Source organism: Aestuariimicrobium soli, from assembly GCF_051192575.1.
Lineage (GTDB): Bacteria > Actinomycetota > Actinomycetes > Propionibacteriales > Propionibacteriaceae > Aestuariimicrobium > Aestuariimicrobium soli.
Map to the genome: position 1 here is coordinate 294539 of NZ_JBPJSQ010000003.1, position 17679 is coordinate 312217.

The window sequence follows — 17679 nt, forward strand, 5'->3', positions numbered from 1 at the left end:
GAGAAGGCCAGATGGTCCTTCGAGAAGGGAAGTCCCATGGCCGAACTGGCCAACCGGCCCCGCCGGCTGCGCACCAACCCCGTCGTGCGTGGCATGGTCCGCGAACACCGCGTGCGCCCCGGCCAGCTGATCCTGCCCGTCTTCGTGGCCGAGGGCATCGCTGAGAACCGGCCCATCTCGTCCATGCCGGGCGTCGTGCAGCACACCATGGACTCCGTCAAGGCCACCGCGGCCCGCGCCGCCGAGGCGGGTCTGGCCGGCGTGATGCTGTTCGGGGTGCCCGAGCACAAGGACGCGGTCGGATCGGGCGCGATCGACCCCGACGGCATTCTCACCCGTGCGATCCGCGAGGTGCGCGCCGAGGTCGGCGACGCCACCTTGGTGATGACCGACGTCTGCCTCGACGAGTTCACTGACCACGGCCACTGCGGGGTGCTCGACGCCCACGGACGAGTCGACAACGACGCCACCGTCGAGATCTACGCCGCGATGGCGGCCCTGCACGCCGAGTCCGGCGCCCACGTCGTCGCCCCCAGCGGCATGATGGACGGCCAGGTCGCCGCCATCCGCGAGGCGCTCGAGGCCACCGGTCATCGCGACACCATCGTGCTGGCCTACGCCGCCAAGTTCGCCAGCGCCTTCTACGGCCCCTTCCGCGAGGCGGTGGCGTCGTCCCTGGTGGGCGACCGGACGACCTACCAGCAGGACCCGGCCAACACCCGGGAGGCGCTGCGGGAGGTCTTCGCCGACATCGCCGAGGGCGCCGACATGATCATGGTCAAGCCGGCCCTGCCCTACCTCGACGTGCTCGCCCGCGTGAGGGACGCCGTCGAGGTGCCCGTCGCCGCCTACAACGTGTCGGGCGAATACGCCATGGTCGAGGCTGCCGCCGCCAACGGCTGGCTCGACCGCGACCGCACAGTCGACGAGACGCTGCTGTCGATCGTCCGAGCGGGCGCAGACGTGGTGCTCAGCTACTGGGCTCTGGAATGGGCCGAAAGGAACGCATGACCGCCCCCACCCCCACCCCGGCACCCGTGTCGGCGGACCTGTTCGCACGCGCCCAGCGGGTCATTCCCGGCGGCGTCAACTCGCCGGTGCGCGCCTTCCGCTCCGTCGGCGGCACCCCCCGGTTCATCGCCTCGGCGAAGGGCGCCTACGTCACCGACGAGGACGGCAACCGGCTCGTCGACCTGGTCGGCTCGTGGGGCCCGATGCTGCTCGGTCACGCCCACCCCGAGGTGCTGGCCGCCGTCGGACGAGCTGCCGCCCACGGAACCAGCTTCGGTGCACCCACCCGCGCCGAGGTCGAGCTCGCCGAACTGATCGTCGAGCGCACCCCGATCGAGCAGGTGCGGCTGGTGAACTCGGGCACCGAGGCGACCATGAGCGTGCTCCGGTTGGCGCGCGGGGTCACCGGGCGCAACAAGATCATCAAGTTCGCGGGCTGCTACCACGGCCACGTCGACTCGCTGCTGGTGCAGGCGGGGTCGGGGCTGTTGACGCTGCGCGACACCGACCCGGCGGGCGATCGGGGCGTCGTTCCCTCGAGCCCGGGAGTCACGCCCGGCACCTCGACCGACACCGTCGTGGTGACCTACAACGACCGCGCCGGCGTCGAGGCGGCCTTCGCCGCCCACCCGGGCGAGATCGCCGCGATCATCACCGAGGCCGCCCCCGGCAACACCGGCGTGCTGCCGCCCGGGGTCGAACCCGGCCCCGACGGCGCTCCCGAGCACTTCAACGCCTTCCTCGCCCGGGTCGCCCACGAGCACGGTGCGCTGTTCATCTCCGACGAGGTGATGACCGGGTTCCGTGTCAGCCGGCAGGGCCAGTACGGCCTCGACGGCGTCGTGCCCGACCTGATGACGTTCGGCAAGGTGATGGGCGGTGGGTTCCCGGCGGCGGCCTTCGGCGGCCGATCCGAGCTGATGGCTCACCTTTCACCGGTCGGGAACGTCTACCAAGCAGGAACCCTGTCGGGGAACCCGGTGGCCTCCGCGGCGGGGGCGACCACCCTGCGCCTGGCCACCGAGGAGGTTTATGAGCACCTCAACCGCTCCGCCGATCTGGTGCGGGCTGCCGTCACCGACGCGCTCACCTCCGCCGGGGTGCCGCACACCATCAACTCCGCGGGCTCGATGTTCTCGGTGTTCCTGTTCGGCCAGCCCCTGCCCTGGGGGGGTGAACCCGGCGAGTCTCGCCCGGTCACCAACCACCTGCAGGCGGGCGAGCAGTCGTCCGAGGCGTTCGCCGCGTTCTTCCACTCCATGCTCGACCAGGGGGTCTACCTGCCCCCCAGTGGCTACGAGTGTTGGTTCCTGAGCGCGGCTCACGACGATGCTGCGCTGGCACGTATCGTGGAGGCACTGCCGCCGGCCGCCGCCGCGGCACGCCGGGCGATCGAAGGCAGGTGACGATGGTTGACCACACGCTGGTGCACCTGGTGCGCCACGGTGAGGTGTTCAACCCCACCGGCGTGCTCTACGGCCGCCTCGCCGACTTCCACCTCTCCGACAACGGACGAGCCATGGCAGACCGGCTCGGGGAGTGGTTCGCCGACAAGCCGCTGACGGCGCTGCGCTGCTCGCCGCTGGAGCGCGCGCAGGAGACGATGGCCCCCATCGCCGCCGCCCACCCCGACCTCGAGGTGGTGATCGACGAGCGGGTGCTCGAGGCCCACAACGACTTCGAAGGCCAGGTGTTCGGCGCCGGCAACCAGGCGCTGCGTCGGCCCGCCAACTGGTGGAAGTTGCGCAACCCGCTTCGTCCGAGCTGGGGTGAGCCGTTCACCGAGGTGCGCGACCGCATGGTGGCCGCCATCGCCGAGGCAGCCGTCGCCGCCCGCGAGGGAGCCGGCGGTTCGGCGGGGCAGGCCGTGATCGTGTCGCACCAGTTGCCGATCTGGATCGCCCGACTCGACGCCGAGGGCCGCAGGCTCGTCCATGACCCCCGCAAGCGGCAGTGCAATGTCGCCTCGGTGACCACCCTGCACCTGCGCGACCAGCGCATCGTCGGGGTCACCTACGCGGAACCGGCGGGCGACCTGGTCAAGGCCAAGGACCGCGGCAAGAGCTTCAGTTCGGGCTCGTGACCGTGGCGTTCTCCTCTCTCGGACGACGCGGGCTGCTCACCGGCGCCGCCGGACTCGCGACCGCGGCCCTCGTGGGCTGCTCGAACAACCCCACCGCCACCAGCGACACCGGCTTCGCGCAGGGCGACGGCAGCTTCACCCGGATCGCGGCGGACCGCCGCAAGGCGCTGCCCGCGCTGACCGGCAGCGACCTCGACGAGAAGACGCTGTCGACCGCGACGTTCGCCGGCAAGGTGCTGGTGATCAACGTCTGGGGATCGTGGTGCTCACCCTGCCGCGCCGAGGCACCGCACCTGGTCGAGGCGGCCAAGCAGACAGCCGGTGTGGCCCAGTTCCTCGGCATCAACACTCGTGACCTCGACCGGGCGCCGGCGCAGAGCTTCGTCCGCTCGTTCGGGCTCACGTATCCCAGCTTCTATGACCCCAACGGGGCGTTGCTGATGAAGCTGACCGACCTGCCCCCCAAGGCGATCCCGTCGACCCTGCTGGTCGACCCCGCCGGCCGGATCGCCGCCCGGGTGCTGGGACAGGTGTCGACCACCACGCTGGTCACCGCCGTCAACGAACTGGCGGCCTCCCGATGACGGGCGTGCTCTTCGAACTCCCGCTGCTGCAGGGCTGGATCAACGACTCCATCCAGGGCGGGCTGTTGCTGGCCATCCCCGTCGCGCTGCTCGCCGGCCTGGTCAGTTTCTTCTCGCCGTGCGTGCTGCCCCTGCTGCCCGGGTACCTGTCGTACGCGACCGGGCTCGGCGTCAGCGAGATCTCGGCCGGGCGGGCCCCGCGCCGCCGCATGCTGCTGGGCACCCTGCTGTTCGTGCTTGGCTTCGCGGTGGTGTTCACGCTGACCGGCGCCACCATCGGCGGGCTCGGCGGGCTGCTGATGGTGCACCAACGGCTGATCTCGATCGTCACCGGAGTGGTGATCATCGCCCTCGGGCTGGTCTTCGGCGGCTGGCTGCCGCTGGGCCGGGGCACGCTGCGGCTCAACCGGGCCCCCACGGTCGGCGTGGTCGCCGCCCCGCTACTCGGGCTGGTCTTCGCGATCGGCTGGACCCCCTGCATCGGGCCGGCGCTGTCGGTCGTGCTGACGTTGGCGTTCACCGAGGGGTCGGCACCACGAGGCGCCCTGCTGGCCTTCGTCTACGCCCTCGGGTTGGGCATCCCGTTCCTGGCGGCGGCCCTGGCCTTCGGTTCGATGGGTCGACTGGTCGGGTTCGTGAAGCGCCACCAGCGGCTCTTCCAGACCGTCGGTGCCGCCCTGATGGTACTGGTCGGGCTCGCGCTCGTCACCGGTGTGTGGGATCGCGCCATGGCCGAGTTGCGGCAGTGGGTCGTCTCGTTCGGGACTCCGATCTGATGGCCGCCACCGACACCGTTCCCGGCAACGTTCCCGAGTTGGGGCCCGCGGGCATGCTGCGGTGGCTGTGGACGCAGCTGACCAGCATGCGCACCGCCCTGGTGCTGCTGTTCCTGCTCGCCTTCGCCGCGATCCCCGGGTCGCTGGTGCCGCAGTCGTCGAACTCGCCGTCGCGGGTCGCCGAGATCGCCCGTGACCAGCCCCGCCTCGACGCCGTCTACCGCTTCCTGGGCATGTACCACGTGTACACCTCGGTGTGGTTCTCGGCGATCTACCTGCTGCTGTTCGTGAGCCTGATCGGCTGCATCCTGCCGCGGGTGCTGGTCTACGCCCGCGCCCTGCGCACCCCGCCGCCTCGCCTGCCCAGCCGGCTCGACCGGCTGCCCGAATGGGGGCGCGGCACCGCGGGCGGGTCGTCGTCCGGCGAAGCCAAGACGCGAGTGCTGGACGACGCCGAGGCCTGGCTGCGCTCGAAGCGGTTCCGGGTGCGGCGCACCGATCCGGCGGACGGGCAGGCCGGGCTGAGCGCCGAGCGCGGCTACCTGCGCGAGTTCGGCAACCTCGTCTTCCACGTCAGCCTGGTGGTCGTGCTGGTCGGCATCGCCTGGAACAGCCTGTGGGGGTCCAAGGGGTCGGCGATGGTGGTCGAGGGGCAGGGCTTCTCGAACAACATCACCCAGTACGACGAGTTCCATGCCGGCGCCGCCGTCGACACCGACAACCTGCCGCCGTTCACGCTGCTGCTCAACCGGTTCACGGCCACCTTCGAGACCGGGCCGGTGCAGACCGGCGCCGCCCGTTCGTTCGAGGCCGACGTCACCGTCGAGGACGGGAAGTCGACCAGCCAGCGGGTGATCGAGGTCAACCATCCGCTGCGGGTGCACGGCACCACGATCCACCTGATCAGTCACGGGTACGCGGCCAATGTCGAGGTCAAGGACGGCAATGGTGACGTCGCCTTCGCGGGCCCCGTGGTCTTCCTTCCCCAGGACGGCAACTTCACCTCGGCCGGGGTGATCAAGGCCCCCGACGGACGACCGAACCGGCTCGCGTTCGAGGGCTGGTTCCTGCCGACGGCCACCGTCGACGCCCAGGGGCCGCGGTCGCTGTTCCCCGACGCGATCAACCCCGAACTCTTCCTCAACGTCTGGTCGGGCCCGCCGAAGCAGGAGACGGGCCGACCCGAGAACGTCTACGTGCTCGACACCACCGGGCTGACGCAGGTCAAGAATCCCGACAATGCCAACGACGTGCTGCGGCTGCGCCTCACCCCGGGGCAGACCTACGACCTGCCCAACGGGCAGGGCTCGATCACCTTCCGCGGCTACCAGCGCTGGACGAAGCTGCAGTTCTCCCGCGCTCCCGGGCTGCCGCTCGTCTTCGGATCGCTGGCGGCCGGCGTGGCGGGCATCTGCCTCAGCCTGTTCGTGCGTCCACGACGGCTGTTCGTGAAGGTGCGCGAGCTCTCCTCGGAAGGCGAGGGTGGCAGACTGCAGGTGGACGTGGGCGGCCTCGACCGCGCCGACTCCCGGCTGGGGCTCGCCGACGACGTCGCCGACCTGTTGGCGGCGGCCGGAGTGGAACCCGACCCCGACAGCTCCGCCCCTGACAGCCCCGACCCCGATTCCGACCCATCCGAGGAGGCCACGCCATGACGCTGACCACATTCTCCGCGCTGGCCATCGTCGCCTCGGCGGTGCTCTACCTGGTCGCCTTCCTGTGCCACGCGGCCGAGTGGGCCTTCCTGCGTGGGGTGCCGGTCGCCCGGGCCACCGACGGGTCGGACGAGCACGACCCGGCCAGGCTGCGGGCCGACCAGTCCGGTCGCTACGGGGTCTCGCTCACGGTGCTGGCGGCGCTGGTGCACTTGGCCGGGGTGGTCACCCGCGGGCTGGCCGCCGGGCGCGCGCCGTGGGGCAACATGTACGAGTTCGTGATCTCGGCGCTCGCCTTCGTCGTGGTCGCCTACCTGGTGGGGGTGTGGCGGTTCGGGCTGCGGTGGTTGGGCGGGCCGGTGGCGCTGCTGCTTGCCGTCGGCCAGGGCGTGGCCGCCACCGTGTTCTACGTGGCGGTGGCTCCGCTGGTGCCGGCGCTGCACTCGGTCTGGTTCATCATCCACATCGTGGCGGCCTGCATCTCGGCCGCCGCGTTCAACGTGGGCGGGCTGGCCTCGATCATCTACCTGGTGAAGCTGCGTGCCGTCGAGCGCCAGTCGGTCCCGGTGGTGGCCGACGAGAGTCCGGACGAGGGTTCCGGTGGCGGATCGGTGCCGGCGGCGTCGGGCGGCGGCTCGACGGCGGTGCTCACCCGCAGCCGCCGACGCACCCAGGCCGACCCCGTGGTGCGGGGATTCCTGGGGCGCGTTCCCTCGCTGACCACGCTCGACACCTTCGCCTACCGCCTGCACGCCTTCGGCTTCCCGGTGTGGACGTTCACCGTCGCCGCCGGCTCGGTGTGGGCCGAGTACGCCTGGGGACGATTCTGGGGCTGGGACCCCAAGGAGACCTGGGCGCTGATCACCTGGGTGGTCTACGCCTGCTACCTGCACGCCCGCGCCACTGCTGGCTGGAAGGGCCGCAACGCCGCCATCATCGCTCTGGTGGGGTTGGCGAGTTTCTGGTTCAACTTCGTGGGTGTGAACCTGTTCATCAACGGTCTGCACTCCTACGCGGGGATCTGAGCGGCGCGCGAGCCCGCAAGATGGAAAACTCCGTCCCGATGACAACCACTTCGCCCCTCCGCGCGTTGACGCTGTGTGACGGTCACGCTGGAACGCCCCCTGTCTGCAGCAGGGATGCATGCGAGGCCTCGTCCGATGGTTGACCGAACCGACGGCGAGGTCTGGTTGCGCGACCTCTACGACTCCTACTGGGCGGGCATGGTGCGGCTCGCGTCGCTGCTGCTGGGCTCGTCCGATCAGGCCGAGGAGGTCGTGCAGGACGGGTTCATCGCCGTGCACCACCGCCGCGACCAGTTCGAGAACCTGGGCCATGCCGGCGCCTACCTGCGCATGACGGTGGTCAACCGTTGCCGCTCGGTGCACCGCCACCGCGCCGTGGTCAACCGCTACCGGCCCGACCCCGACGGCGGCGTCGAGACCCCCGAGGCGGCCGCCACCCGCGGCGAGACCCATGACGAGGTGATGGCGGCCCTGCGCAGCCTGCCCCAGCGGCAGCGTGAGGTGCTGATCCTGCGGTTCTACTCCGAGGCCTCCGAGGCCGAGATCTCCGAGACCCTCGGCATCTCGCGGGGAGCCGTGAAGTCGCACGCCCACCGGGGGATGCAGGCCCTGCGGCAGACTCTGGCCGCGGTCGCGAAGGGAGGGCGATGATGGACGAGCCGATGCCGCTCGGTGATCTGCCCGAGGACGAGTACACGCAGATGGTGCGCGCCGCGCTGCGCCACGAGGCCAGATCGGTGGTGCCGGGCGACCGCTTCGCGCAGATCCTGGCCATGGCCGAGGGCACCTCGGCCGACGAGGAAGCCCCCCGCCGCGGCACCTTCCGCTGGCTCGCCGCCGTCGCCGTCGCCGTGATGGCCGTGGGCGTGGCGCTGCCGCTGCTGGTTCCCGGCATCCTGCCCAGCGACCCCGCCGACACCCCGACGCCGGTGCCGACCACCAGTTCGTCCAGCAGCTCGCAGGCACCCACCGGCCCGCCGTCGATCCCGACCGTCAACACCGACGTGGCCGTCTACTACCTCGACTCCCACGGCAGTCTGGCGCGCGAGTTCCGCGACCTGCCCACCCAGGGCGATCGCCTGACCACCGCCGTCGCGGCCGTGCTGAACGTGGCCCCGCTCGACCCGGCCTACCACTCGCTGTGGTCGGGGGGTCAGGTGAATTCGGCGAAACTGTCGGGCAACCGCATCACCCTGGACCTGTCGAAGTCGGCGTTCGCGTCGATGGAATCGCGGGCGCAGGTGCTGCAGGCGATGCAGCAGGTCACCTACACCGCCACCGCCGCCGTCGGCGACCGCAACGGCCAGAAGGTGGTGCGCATCCTGATCGACGGCTCGCCCAACCTGCCGCTGATCGGCGCCCCGACGACCGACTTCGCCCGCACCGGCAACCAGCCGATCACCGACGTGATCGTCGACTCCTTCGAGTACGGGCAGACCCTGACCTCGCCGGTGACGATCACCGGGCAGATGCAGACCGTGGCGCTCGAGGGGACGAAGGGTCTGGCCTGGTCGATCGTGCCCAAGGGGCAGTCGGCGGCGACCTGGAGCCCGGTGTCGTTCGGTCAGGAGGCGGCCGGGTGGACCGCGTTCAAGATCGACGCCGGCGAGCTCGCTCCCGGTGAGTACGCCCTGCACATCGAGTACGCCTCACCCGCAGACGGGCAGCTGCAATTGGTGAAGGTCTTCGTCGTCGGCTGACGCGTTCGTCACACCCCGGACGATCAGCGGCGCCTCATCACCTTCTCGCTGATCACCAGCCCCAGCCGGGTCGGCGCGAGCCTGCCGGCCACGGCCTGGGCGAGGTTCAACGGGCCGTCCACCACGGTGGGGGAGCCCTTCGCGAGGCCGTCGAAGCAGGTCTGCACCACCTGCTCGGCGGTGCGCCGCCAGTTCAGGGCCTTGGAGTCGCCGGCCGCCTCGAAGAACCCGGTCTCGGTCGGGCCGGGGCACAGGGTGATCACCTTCACGCCGGTGCCCTTCACCTCGTGCCACAGGGCCTCTGTGAGGGCGCGCACGTAGGCCTTGGTGGCCGCGTAGACGGCCATGCCCGGCAGCGGCTGGAAGCTGGCCGTCGAGGCCACGTTGATGATGGTGCCCCGGTGGCTTTGCAGCATGCCGGGCAGGTAGCGCTGGGTCAGGTCGGTGAGGGCGGCGCAGTTGACCTGCACCTGCTCCAAGTGACGCGCCGGGTCGCTCACGGCGAAGTCGCCGATGGTGCCGAAACCGGCATTGTTGACCAGCGTCTGCACCCGCAGCTTCCGCCTCGAGATCTCGGCCACGAGCTCGTCCCGGTCGTCCTTGACGGCCATGTCGCCGGTGAGCACCACGAACTCGACGGCCCGGCCGTCGCCGGCGTCGACCCCCAGACCGCGGGCGCGCTCGGCGACCCGCTCGAGGGCGTCGCGGCGTCGTCCGGTGAGAATCACGTTGACGCCGTGGCGGGCGAGGAACAGCACGAACGCCTCACCGATGCCGCCGGACGCGCCGGTCACCAGCGCCCACGAGCCGCGCTGCGGGGCGGCGGGATGCAGGCCGTCGGTGGTGGTGTGGGCGGCGGTGCGCGTCGTGTTCATGGGCTCGATTCTAGGGGCCGACGTTGGCTGCCGCGGGCGTGAAAGACTGGCGCCATGACCCTCACTGACCCCCCGGCGCCGACCACCGGTGCCCACTCCTACGACCTGTGCGTGATCGGCTCCGGCTCGGGCAATTCGCTGCTGGACGACCGCTTTGCGGGGTGGAAGGTGGCCCTGGTCGACGAGGGTGTCAATGCCGAACTCGGGAACCCCGTCTTCGGGGGAACCTGCCTCAACGTCGGCTGCATTCCCACCAAGATGTTCGTGCTGCCGGCCGATCTGGCGGCCAGCCCCGCGGAGGCGGAGCGGCTCGGGGTCGACCTGGCGGTGCAGGGGGTGCGATTCGGCGACATTCGCGACCGCATCTTCGGGCGCATCGACGCCATCTCGACCGGCGGCCTCGAGTGGCGCGAGCAACTGCCCTGGGTCGACGTGTACCGGCAGCGCGCGCGGTTCCTCGACGAGCACACCCTCGAGTTGGCCGACGGCACCCGCCTGACCGCCCGCCAGTTCGTGCTCGCGGCCGGCTCGCGGCCGCGGCAGCTGCACGTGCCCGGCTTCGACGAGGCCCGGGCGGGCGGGCTTGTGCACACCTCGAACACCGTCATGCGGCTGCCGGAGTTGCCCCGCCGGCTGGTCATTCTGGGCGCCGGGTTCATCGCCGCCGAGTTCGCCCACGTGTTCTCGGCCTACGGGGTCGAGGTCACCCTCGTGCACCGCGGCGACCGGCTGTTGCGCGCCGCCGACGAGACCATCTCGCAGCGGTTCACCGCCGCCATGGACGAGCGCGTCGACCTGCAGCTCAACCAGCAGGTCGTCCGACTCGAGCTGGGCGGGGACGCCCCCGTGACGGTCGTGGCCACGGCCGCCGACGGCACTGAGGTGCGCCACCCGGCCGACCTGGTGCTCAACGCCACCGGACGCGTGTCCAACTCCGACACCCTCGACGTGCGCCGCGCCGGCGTCGAGGTCGACGACTCCGGTTTCGTGGTGGTCGACCCCCACCAGCGGACGACCGCCGCCCACATCTGGGCGCTCGGTGACGTGAGCTCGCCGTGGCAGCTCAAGCACGTCGCCAACCACGAGATGCGCGTCGTGCAGCACAACCTCTCCCACCCCGACGAGCTCATCGAGGCCGACCACCGGTTCGTCCCCTCGGCCGTGTTCTCCGACCCGCAGATCGGTCAGGTCGGACGAACCGAGGCCGAGTTGCGGGCCGCCGGGGTCGACTACGTCGTCAAGGTGCAGGAGTACGGCGACGTGGCCTACGGGTGGGCGCTGGAGGACCGGACGAACTGCGTGAAGCTGCTCGCCGACCGGGCCACCCGCCAGCTGGTGGGCGCGCACGTGATGGGTCCGCAGGCGGCCACGCTGGTGCAGTTGTGCGTGCAGGCGATGAGCCTGGGCACCGACGTCGAGACCATGGCGCGCGGGCAGTACTGGATTCACCCGGCACTCACCGAGGTGATCGAGAACGCGCTGCTGGGGTTGGTGGACCAGTTCGGGCAGGAGGCGTGAGCATGCGCGTGCGGCCCCAGGTGTTGGCGTCGGGGCTGGTGGCACTGTCGTTGGTGGGGGTGTCGTTGGCGGCCTGTCAGACTCCGACCGGGGGGAGCTCGACCAGTGCGGCCGGTTCGCCGGCGGCCAGCCCATCGGCGGCCAGTTCACCGGCGGCCAGTTCGCCCTCGGCCAGTTCGCCGGCGGCCAGCCCACCGGCCAGCAGCCCTTCGGCCAGCCCCTCGTCGTCGGAGCCCTCGTCCACGGCGTCGGCCTGTCGCTCGCTGGTCGACCAGATGAACCCCAAGCAGCAGGCCGGCCAACTGCTGATGATGGGCGTCGCCGGCCCCGCTGTGACCGACCAGCAGCTGACGACCATGGAGAGCTACCAGGTCGGCTCGGTGGTGCTGCTGGGCGACTGGAACGGACGCACCCAGGTGCGGGCCGCAACCGGCCCCCTGACCAGCCTGAACATGGCGGTGCCCGTGGTGGTGGCGGCCGACCAGGAGGGCGGCACCATCCAGCGGCTGCAGGGCACGGGGCTGCCCCCGATTCCGAGCGCCCGCAAGCAGGCCACCCTGACCCCTGCCCAGATCACCGCCAACTGGCAGGTGTGGGCCACCCAGCTGCGCGCCGCGGGGGTGCGCTACAACCTGGCCCCCGTCGCCGATGTGGTGCCGGCGGCCAAGCTGTCGTCCAATGCCCCCATCGGACGACTGGGCCGCAACTACGGCACCACCCCCCAGCAGGCGTCGCCGCGGGTGGCGGCGGCGGTGACCGGCATGCGCACCGGTGGGGTGGCGACCAGCCTCAAGCACTTCCCCGGGCTCGGACAGGTGACCTCGAACACCGACTTCGCCGCGGCCACCGACACCACCATCACCCGTCGCGACGCCGGCCTGGGGGTCTTCCGGGCGGGTATCGACGCCGGTGCCTCGTCGGTGATGGTCTCCAGCGCCGTCTACGCCAAGATCGATCCCGATCAGCAGGCGGTCTTCTCGCGGACGATCATCACCGGCATGCTGCGGGGCGACCTGGGCTTCACCGGCGTGGTGATCTCGGACGATCTCGGGGCCGCCGCCAGCGTCGCCAAGGTGCCGGCCGGGCAGCGCGCGGTGCGCTTCGTGGCCGCGGGTGGTGACCTGGTGATCAACGCCAATCCGGCCACCATCGACGACATGTCGGCCGCGCTGGTGGCCCGCGCCGCCTCCGACCCGGCGTTCGCCGAGCAGATGGCGGCCAGTGCCACCCGCGTGGTCGAGCTCAAGCAGTCGCTGGGGATCGTCCGCTGCTGAGTCGCCGCTCGGGCACCCCGGCTACCGACACGACACCGATCCAAAACGGCGTCACCCTGCGAGAAGTTGCCGCCAGATGGCGAGAACGTGCAGGGTGACGCCGTTTCGGATCGGTTGGTCGGGCGAGATCACCACTGGTGGGCGACGTCGACCACGATCCGGGTGGTGTTGGTCGAGGCGTCGTAGAGGGTGAACACGCGGTGCGGCAGGCGGGCGCGAACGCCGAGCCCGAAGGTGGTCTGGCCCTCGAAGGAGCCAGCCCAGGCCACCTGCCGGAAGGTGGTGTAGCCGGCGACACTGGGCATGGCGGGTCGCGACCAGGCCGCGGCGCGTACCACGACCTGGAGCTTGGCTCCGCCGGCGACGGCCACGGGCAGGCCCGAACCGTCCATGGTGACCTGCGAGACGTAGCGCACGTCGTACCCGGTGACCTTGCCCTTGATGTCCACGACCAGTCGGTCGTAGCAGGCGTGGCGTCCGGTGCGCAGCCCGAGCACCGTCGAGGCGGTCATCGTCTGCGACGACTTGGCCAGCGATCCCCAGGTGATGCCGCAGTAGGGAGCGGCGTTGGCACTCGTGGCTCCCAGAGCGACGGGTGCGCCCGTCACAGCGAGGCCCAGAGCAAGGGCGGCAGCGCTGCGGCGAAGGGTTGAGCGGAACATGATGTCCTCCTCGGTGTGTGGTTGCCCCGTACACGCCGAGCCCGCACAGCCGGTTCACAGCCGCGCGGAATCTTCAGCTTCGTCCGCCCCCCAGATGGGGACAGGTCAGCCGAAGCGACCGGTGATGTAGTCCTCCGTGGCCTTCTTCTCGGGATTGGAGAAGATCTTCTCGGTGGTGTCGAGCTCGACCAGTTCACCGGGCTGACCCTGGGCGGCCAGGTTGAAGAAGGCCGTCTTGTCGCTCACCCGCGAGGCCTGCTGCATGTTGTGGGTCACGATGACGACGGTGTACTCGTCCTTCAGCTCGTGGATCAGGTCTTCGATGGCCAGGGTCGAGATCGGGTCGAGGGCCGAGCAGGGCTCGTCCATCAGCAGCACGTCGGGCGAGACCGCGATGGCGCGGGCGATGCACAGACGCTGCTGCTGGCCACCCGACAGGCCGATGCCCGGCTTGTCGAGGCGGTCCTTGACCTCGTTCCACAGGTTGGCGCCCTTGAGTGACTTCTCGGCCGCTTCGTCGAGCACGCTCTTCGACTTCACGCCGTTGAGCTTCAGGCCCGCGACGACGTTCTCGTAGATCGACATCGACGGGAACGGGTTGGGGCGCTGGAACACCATGCCCACCTGGCGACGCACGGCCACCGGATCGACGTTTTTGCCGTAGAGGTTGACGCCGTCGAGCAGCACCTCGCCCTCGCAGTAGGCGCCGGGGATCACCTCGTGCATGCGGTTCAGGGTGCGCAGCACGGTCGACTTGCCGCAGCCCGACGGGCCAATGAAGGCCGTCACCGAGCGGGGCTCGACGGTCAGGTTGACGTTCTGCACGGCGTGGTGCGTGCCGTAGTAGATGTTGAGGTCCTTGACCTCGATGCGCTTGGCCATTGTGTCTTTCCTCAGCGGGTCTTCTTGGTGCGGGCACCGATGAACTTGGCGATCAGGTTGAGCCCCATCACCAACAGGATCAGGGTGAGGGCCGCACCCCAGCCGCGCTCGGCGCCGGGGTAGTTGCTGGCCGTGTTGGCGGCGCCGGTGATCATGGTCGGCAGCGAGCCCATGTTGCTGCCGAACGGGTTGCCCACCAGGCGCGGGCCGTAGTTGAGCAGGATCAGCAGCGGAGCGGTCTCGCCCATGACGCGGGCCATGCCGAGCACGACACCGGTCGCGATGCCGGTGAACGAGGTCGGCACCACCACCTGCAGGATCGTCTTCCACTTCGGCACACCCAGGGCGTACGAGGCCTCGCGCAGCGAGTCCGGCACCAGCTTGAGCATCTCTTCGGTCGACCGCAGCACCGTGGGCAGCATCAGCAGCACCAGGGCCATCGACGAGGCGAAGGTCGATCGTCCCATGCCGAAGACCGTGATCAGCAGCGCGTAGATGAACAGCGCTGCCACGATCGAGGGCACACCGGTGAGGATGTCGACCATGAAACTGACCACCCGGGCCAGCTTCTTGCCGCGGCCGTACTCGACCAGGTAGATCGCTCCCAGAATGCCCAGCGGCACCGCCACCAGCGAGGTGATCAGCCCGATCTCGAGGGTGCCGACGATGGCGTGCAGGGCGCCGCCGTTGGGCACGGTCTGGTCGGTCTTCGACTGGTCCTGCGTCCACCACTGCAGGCTGAACGTGCGCACCTTGCCATCGGAGTCCGAACCCGGGATGCCGATCACGGCGGTACCGGCGGCGGGCTTGTTCTCCTGGCCCTTGATGCGAATGGTCGACTTGCGCTCGTTCGGGTCGGCCTTCACGGCCGGCACCGGGTTGTAGTCGACGAACTGGCCGACGGCGGGGTACTGGCCGCCCACGTTCCAGATCGGGAAGGCACCCTGGGCGCCGGTCTCGCAGTCGGCGTTGGGCACCCGCTGGTAGTTCTGGTGGGCGCTGTCGGGGGCCTTGGCTTCGACCACGCAGATGCGGGTGTAGGCGGGTTCCGCGGTGAACAGCAGTGCCGCCCCCTTGGTGACCACGGTCACCAAAATCCAGACGAGGGGGATGATCGCGAGCAACGCGGCCAGCCAGATCAGCGCGCGCATCAGGTTGTCGACGAGCTGGCGTGACCCCTTCGGACGACCCAGGTCGGTCGCCTTGGCGGTGTAGCCGCGGGTCGGCGAGGTGGTGGTCTCGGACGACATCTCAGGCCTTCTTTCCGCCGGCGACCAGGCGCGCCACGCCGTTGACCGCGAAGGTCAACACGAAGAGCACCAGGCCGGCGGCGATGTAGGCGCCGGCCTTGGTCGGGCTGTCGAACTCGGGGGCGCCGCGGGCGATCAGCGACGCGAAGGTCTGGCCGCCGGAGAACAACGACCAGCTGAAGCCGGGGACGGTGGACAGGATCAGCATGACGGCGATGGTCTCGCCGAGGGCGCGGCCCAGACCCAGCATGGCGGCGGCGATCGAGCCGGACCGGCCGTAGGGGATCACGGCCAGGCGGATCATCTCCCACTTGGTCGATCCCAGGGCCCAGGCGGCCTCGATGTGGTCGCGGGGGGTCTGGTCGAAGACGTCACGCGAGATCGAGGTGACGATCGGCAGGATCATGATCGCCAGCACGATCGAGGCGGCGAACACGGTGCCGGCCGAGGTGATGCCGGTCTCGAACAGGGGAATGAAGCCCAGCGCTCCCGACAGCCAGTCACCGAACGGCTTGAGCCACGGGGCGAACACGCGGGCGCCCCACAGGCCGTAGACGATCGAGGGCACGGCCGCCAGCAGGTCGACCAGGAAGCCGACCACTCGTCCGACCTTCGGCGGCGCGTAGTGCGTGATCAGCAGCGCCACGCCCATGGCGACCGGCACGGCGATCAGCATGGCGACGATCGAGCTGATCACCGTCGTCCACAGCAGCGCGGCGATACCGAAGGCCAGGCGCTGGTCGTTGATCGTCCACTCGCGCGAGGTGAAGAAGTTGACCTCGTTGCGGCTCATGGGGCCGGCGGCCGAGTAGAGCAGGAAGAGCGCGATCGCGGCGATCAGCAGCACGATCAGCACGCCGGTGGTGACGGTGAGGCCGCTGAAGAACTTGTCGGGGCCCTTGGTGGGGGGCGGCATCTCGACGTGCGGGATGCCGATCCGACCCTTGGTCTCGGGGGTGAGGTGCTTGCCGACCGGTGACTCGTCCGCGCTGCCCGCCATCTCGGCGGTCAGGTCGTGCTCCTCGGGTTCGAGCGTCGCAGCCTCGGTGGAGTGGTCTGCTGGCTGGTTCATGATTCTCCCTGACGAAAGAGGACCCCCCGCTGCGTGAGCGGGGGGCCCTCCCGTGGCTTTCTCGTGAGGGGCGCCCTCACGAACTGACCCGTGTGGGGTCAGTGTGTCACTTCAGCGCCTGGATGGCGGCGGTGACCTTGGTCGAGACGGCCTCCGGCAGCGGGGCGTAGCCGGCGCTCTCGAGGGTGGTGACGGCCTCGGGGGTGGTCATGTAGGTCAGGAAGTCCTTCATGACGGCACCCTCGGCGGCGTCCAGACCGGCCGAGCAGACGATCTCGTAGGTCACCATGACCATCGGGTACACGCCGGCGGGGGTGCCGTCGTACTTCAGCTTCATCGACAGGTCGTTGCCGGTGCCGACGACCTCGGCCGACTCCATGGCCTTGCCGGCGGTCTCGGCGGTCAGCTCGACGGCGCCAGCGCCGTTGTCGATCTGGGCGACACCGACCTGGGCGTCGACGGCGTACTTCCACTCGACGTAGCCGAAGCCACCCTTGGTGGCCTTGATGGCGTCAGCGACACCCTGGGTGCCCTGCTTGCCCTCGCCGGCCTTGGCCGGGAAGGTCTTCGAGGTCTCCTCGGTGAAGTTCTTCGGGGCGGCGGCCTTGAGGAACTTGGTCACGTTCTCAGAGGTGCCCGACTCGTCGCCACGGAAGAAGGGGGCGATCTTGTCGGCGGGCAGGGTGACGCCGGGGTTGGCGGCGACGATGGCCTTGTCGTTCCAAGTGGTGACCTTGCCGGCGTAGATGTCAGCGACGATGGCCGGGGTCAGCACCAGCTTGTCGACACCCTCGAGGTTGTAGGCGAAGGCGACCGGGCCGACGATCATCGGCAGGTTCCAGCCCTCGTTGCCACCGCAGCGCTCCTTGACCTTCTCGGTCTCGACGACGCCGTCCTTGGCCTCCGACTTCAGCGCTGAGTCCGAACCGGCCCACTGCAGCTGCTTGTTGTAGAAGTCCTTGATGCCCTGACCGGAACCCGACTTGGTGTAGATCACCTCGGTGCCGTTGGAGCCACACAGCGAGTTGTACTCCTTGGTCAGCGCCTGCATGGCGATGTCCTGGGCGGACGAACCGCCGCCGTTGATCTTGCCCGCGGGGCAGGTGAGCTCGGTGCCACCGGCGGACGACTCGGTCGACGAGGCCTCGGTGGAGCTCGAGGCCTGCGAGGCGGCCGAGGTCGCCGAGGAGCCGGCCGACGGGGTGGTGGTGGTCGTGCCACCGCAGGCGGCGAGGCTGAGGGTGCCGATGGCGGCGATGGCCGCGACGGTGGCGAAACGGTTGAGGATCACAGTCCTGATTCCTTCTCTGGG

General features: G+C 70.1%; 16 protein-coding genes and 2 pseudogenes. 11 read left to right on the forward strand and 7 right to left on the reverse strand.

What is annotated here, in order from left to right; all coding sequences use genetic code 11:
- Positions 1-36 precede the first annotated feature (36 nt).
- From hemB to ACSDQ9_RS05175, 9 genes and pseudogenes are all read left to right on the forward strand, one after another.
- Entirely contained in the window at positions 37-1011 is a 975-nt protein-coding gene (gene hemB / locus ACSDQ9_RS05135) for a porphobilinogen synthase (protein ID WP_435144459.1), read from the forward strand.
- The gene (hemL, locus tag ACSDQ9_RS05140) at positions 1008-2417 is read left to right on the forward strand and encodes a glutamate-1-semialdehyde 2,1-aminomutase (protein WP_435144461.1); all 1410 of its coding nucleotides are present in this window, start codon (positions 1008-1010) and stop codon (positions 2415-2417) included. Before hemB ends, hemL begins: the two co-directional genes overlap by 4 nt.
- 2 nt (positions 2418-2419) lie before the next feature.
- Complete coding sequence (locus tag ACSDQ9_RS05145; RefSeq protein ID WP_435144464.1) at positions 2420-3094, forward strand: histidine phosphatase family protein; 675 nt, start codon at positions 2420-2422, stop codon at positions 3092-3094.
- Positions 3095-3096: 2 nt separating this feature from the next.
- On the forward strand, positions 3097-3678 hold the full coding sequence (locus tag ACSDQ9_RS05150; RefSeq protein WP_435144467.1) for a TlpA family protein disulfide reductase: 582 nt from the start codon (positions 3097-3099) through the stop codon (positions 3676-3678).
- Positions 3679-3704: 26 nt separating this feature from the next.
- The gene (locus ACSDQ9_RS05155) at positions 3705-4454 is read left to right on the forward strand and encodes a cytochrome c biogenesis CcdA family protein (RefSeq protein ID WP_435144938.1); all 750 of its coding nucleotides are present in this window, start codon (positions 3705-3707) and stop codon (positions 4452-4454) included.
- Complete coding sequence (resB, locus tag ACSDQ9_RS05160) at positions 4424-6109, forward strand: cytochrome c biogenesis protein ResB (protein ID WP_435144469.1); 1686 nt, start codon at positions 4424-4426, stop codon at positions 6107-6109. Before ACSDQ9_RS05155 ends, resB begins: the two co-directional genes overlap by 31 nt.
- The gene (gene ccsB, locus ACSDQ9_RS05165; protein ID WP_435144472.1) at positions 6106-7134 is read left to right on the forward strand and encodes a c-type cytochrome biogenesis protein CcsB; all 1029 of its coding nucleotides are present in this window, start codon (positions 6106-6108) and stop codon (positions 7132-7134) included. The genes resB and ccsB overlap by 4 nt, the downstream gene beginning before the upstream one ends.
- A 135-nt stretch (positions 7135-7269) precedes the next feature.
- Positions 7270-7785, forward strand: a complete 516-nt coding sequence (locus tag ACSDQ9_RS05170) for an RNA polymerase sigma factor (protein WP_435144475.1) — start codon at positions 7270-7272, stop codon at positions 7783-7785.
- A 329-nt stretch (positions 7786-8114) separates the two neighbouring features.
- Positions 8115-8522: pseudogene (locus tag ACSDQ9_RS05175) on the forward strand (GerMN domain-containing protein); the annotation flags it as partial.
- 335 nt (positions 8523-8857) lie between these two features.
- Here ACSDQ9_RS05175 and ACSDQ9_RS05180 read toward each other — a convergent pair.
- Positions 8858-9709 carry an SDR family NAD(P)-dependent oxidoreductase gene (locus tag ACSDQ9_RS05180; RefSeq protein WP_435144478.1) on the reverse strand — a complete coding sequence of 284 codons (852 nt, stop codon included), beginning with the start codon at positions 9707-9709 and terminating at the stop codon, positions 8858-8860.
- A 54-nt stretch (positions 9710-9763) separates the two neighbouring features.
- Between ACSDQ9_RS05180 and ACSDQ9_RS05185 the strand changes: the two genes are divergently transcribed.
- Positions 9764-11227: a mycothione reductase gene (locus ACSDQ9_RS05185; RefSeq protein WP_435144481.1), complete on the forward strand. Its 1464-nt coding sequence runs from the start codon at positions 9764-9766 to the stop codon at positions 11225-11227.
- 76 nt (positions 11228-11303) lie between these two features.
- Here ACSDQ9_RS05185 and ACSDQ9_RS05190 read toward each other — a convergent pair whose 3' ends face one another.
- Positions 11304-11471, reverse strand: coding sequence for a hypothetical protein (locus ACSDQ9_RS05190; protein ID WP_435144484.1), 168 nt, complete (start codon positions 11469-11471; stop codon positions 11304-11306).
- A gap of 31 nt (positions 11472-11502) precedes the next feature.
- Between ACSDQ9_RS05190 and ACSDQ9_RS05195 the strand changes: the two genes are divergently transcribed.
- Positions 11503-12501 carry a glycoside hydrolase family 3 N-terminal domain-containing protein gene (locus ACSDQ9_RS05195; protein ID WP_435144487.1) on the forward strand — a complete coding sequence of 333 codons (999 nt, stop codon included), beginning with the start codon at positions 11503-11505 and terminating at the stop codon, positions 12499-12501.
- A 128-nt stretch (positions 12502-12629) separates the two neighbouring features.
- Here the strand turns inward: ACSDQ9_RS05195 and ACSDQ9_RS05200 are convergent, their stop codons facing one another.
- The 5 genes and pseudogenes from ACSDQ9_RS05200 to pstS all read right to left on the reverse strand — a co-directional run bounded on the left by ACSDQ9_RS05200 (position 12630) and on the right by pstS (position 17658).
- Positions 12630-13163: an AMIN-like domain-containing (lipo)protein gene (locus ACSDQ9_RS05200; RefSeq protein ID WP_435144490.1), complete on the reverse strand. Its 534-nt coding sequence runs from the start codon at positions 13161-13163 to the stop codon at positions 12630-12632.
- 105 nt (positions 13164-13268) lie between these two features.
- Positions 13269-14045, reverse strand: coding sequence for a phosphate ABC transporter ATP-binding protein PstB (pstB, locus tag ACSDQ9_RS05205; protein ID WP_435144493.1), 777 nt, complete (start codon positions 14043-14045; stop codon positions 13269-13271).
- Between the two features lie 11 nt (positions 14046-14056).
- Positions 14057-14788 (reverse strand): annotated as a pseudogene (gene pstA, locus ACSDQ9_RS05210) (phosphate ABC transporter permease PstA); the annotation flags it as partial.
- Positions 14789-15296: 508 nt separating this feature from the next.
- A complete protein-coding gene (gene pstC, locus ACSDQ9_RS05215; RefSeq protein ID WP_435144941.1) occupies positions 15297-16211 on the reverse strand; it encodes a phosphate ABC transporter permease subunit PstC in 915 nt (304 codons plus the stop codon).
- Between the two features lie 262 nt (positions 16212-16473).
- Positions 16474-17658 carry a phosphate ABC transporter substrate-binding protein PstS gene (pstS, locus tag ACSDQ9_RS05220; RefSeq protein WP_435144496.1) on the reverse strand — a complete coding sequence of 395 codons (1185 nt, stop codon included), beginning with the start codon at positions 17656-17658 and terminating at the stop codon, positions 16474-16476.
- Positions 17659-17679: the final 21 nt, after the last annotated feature.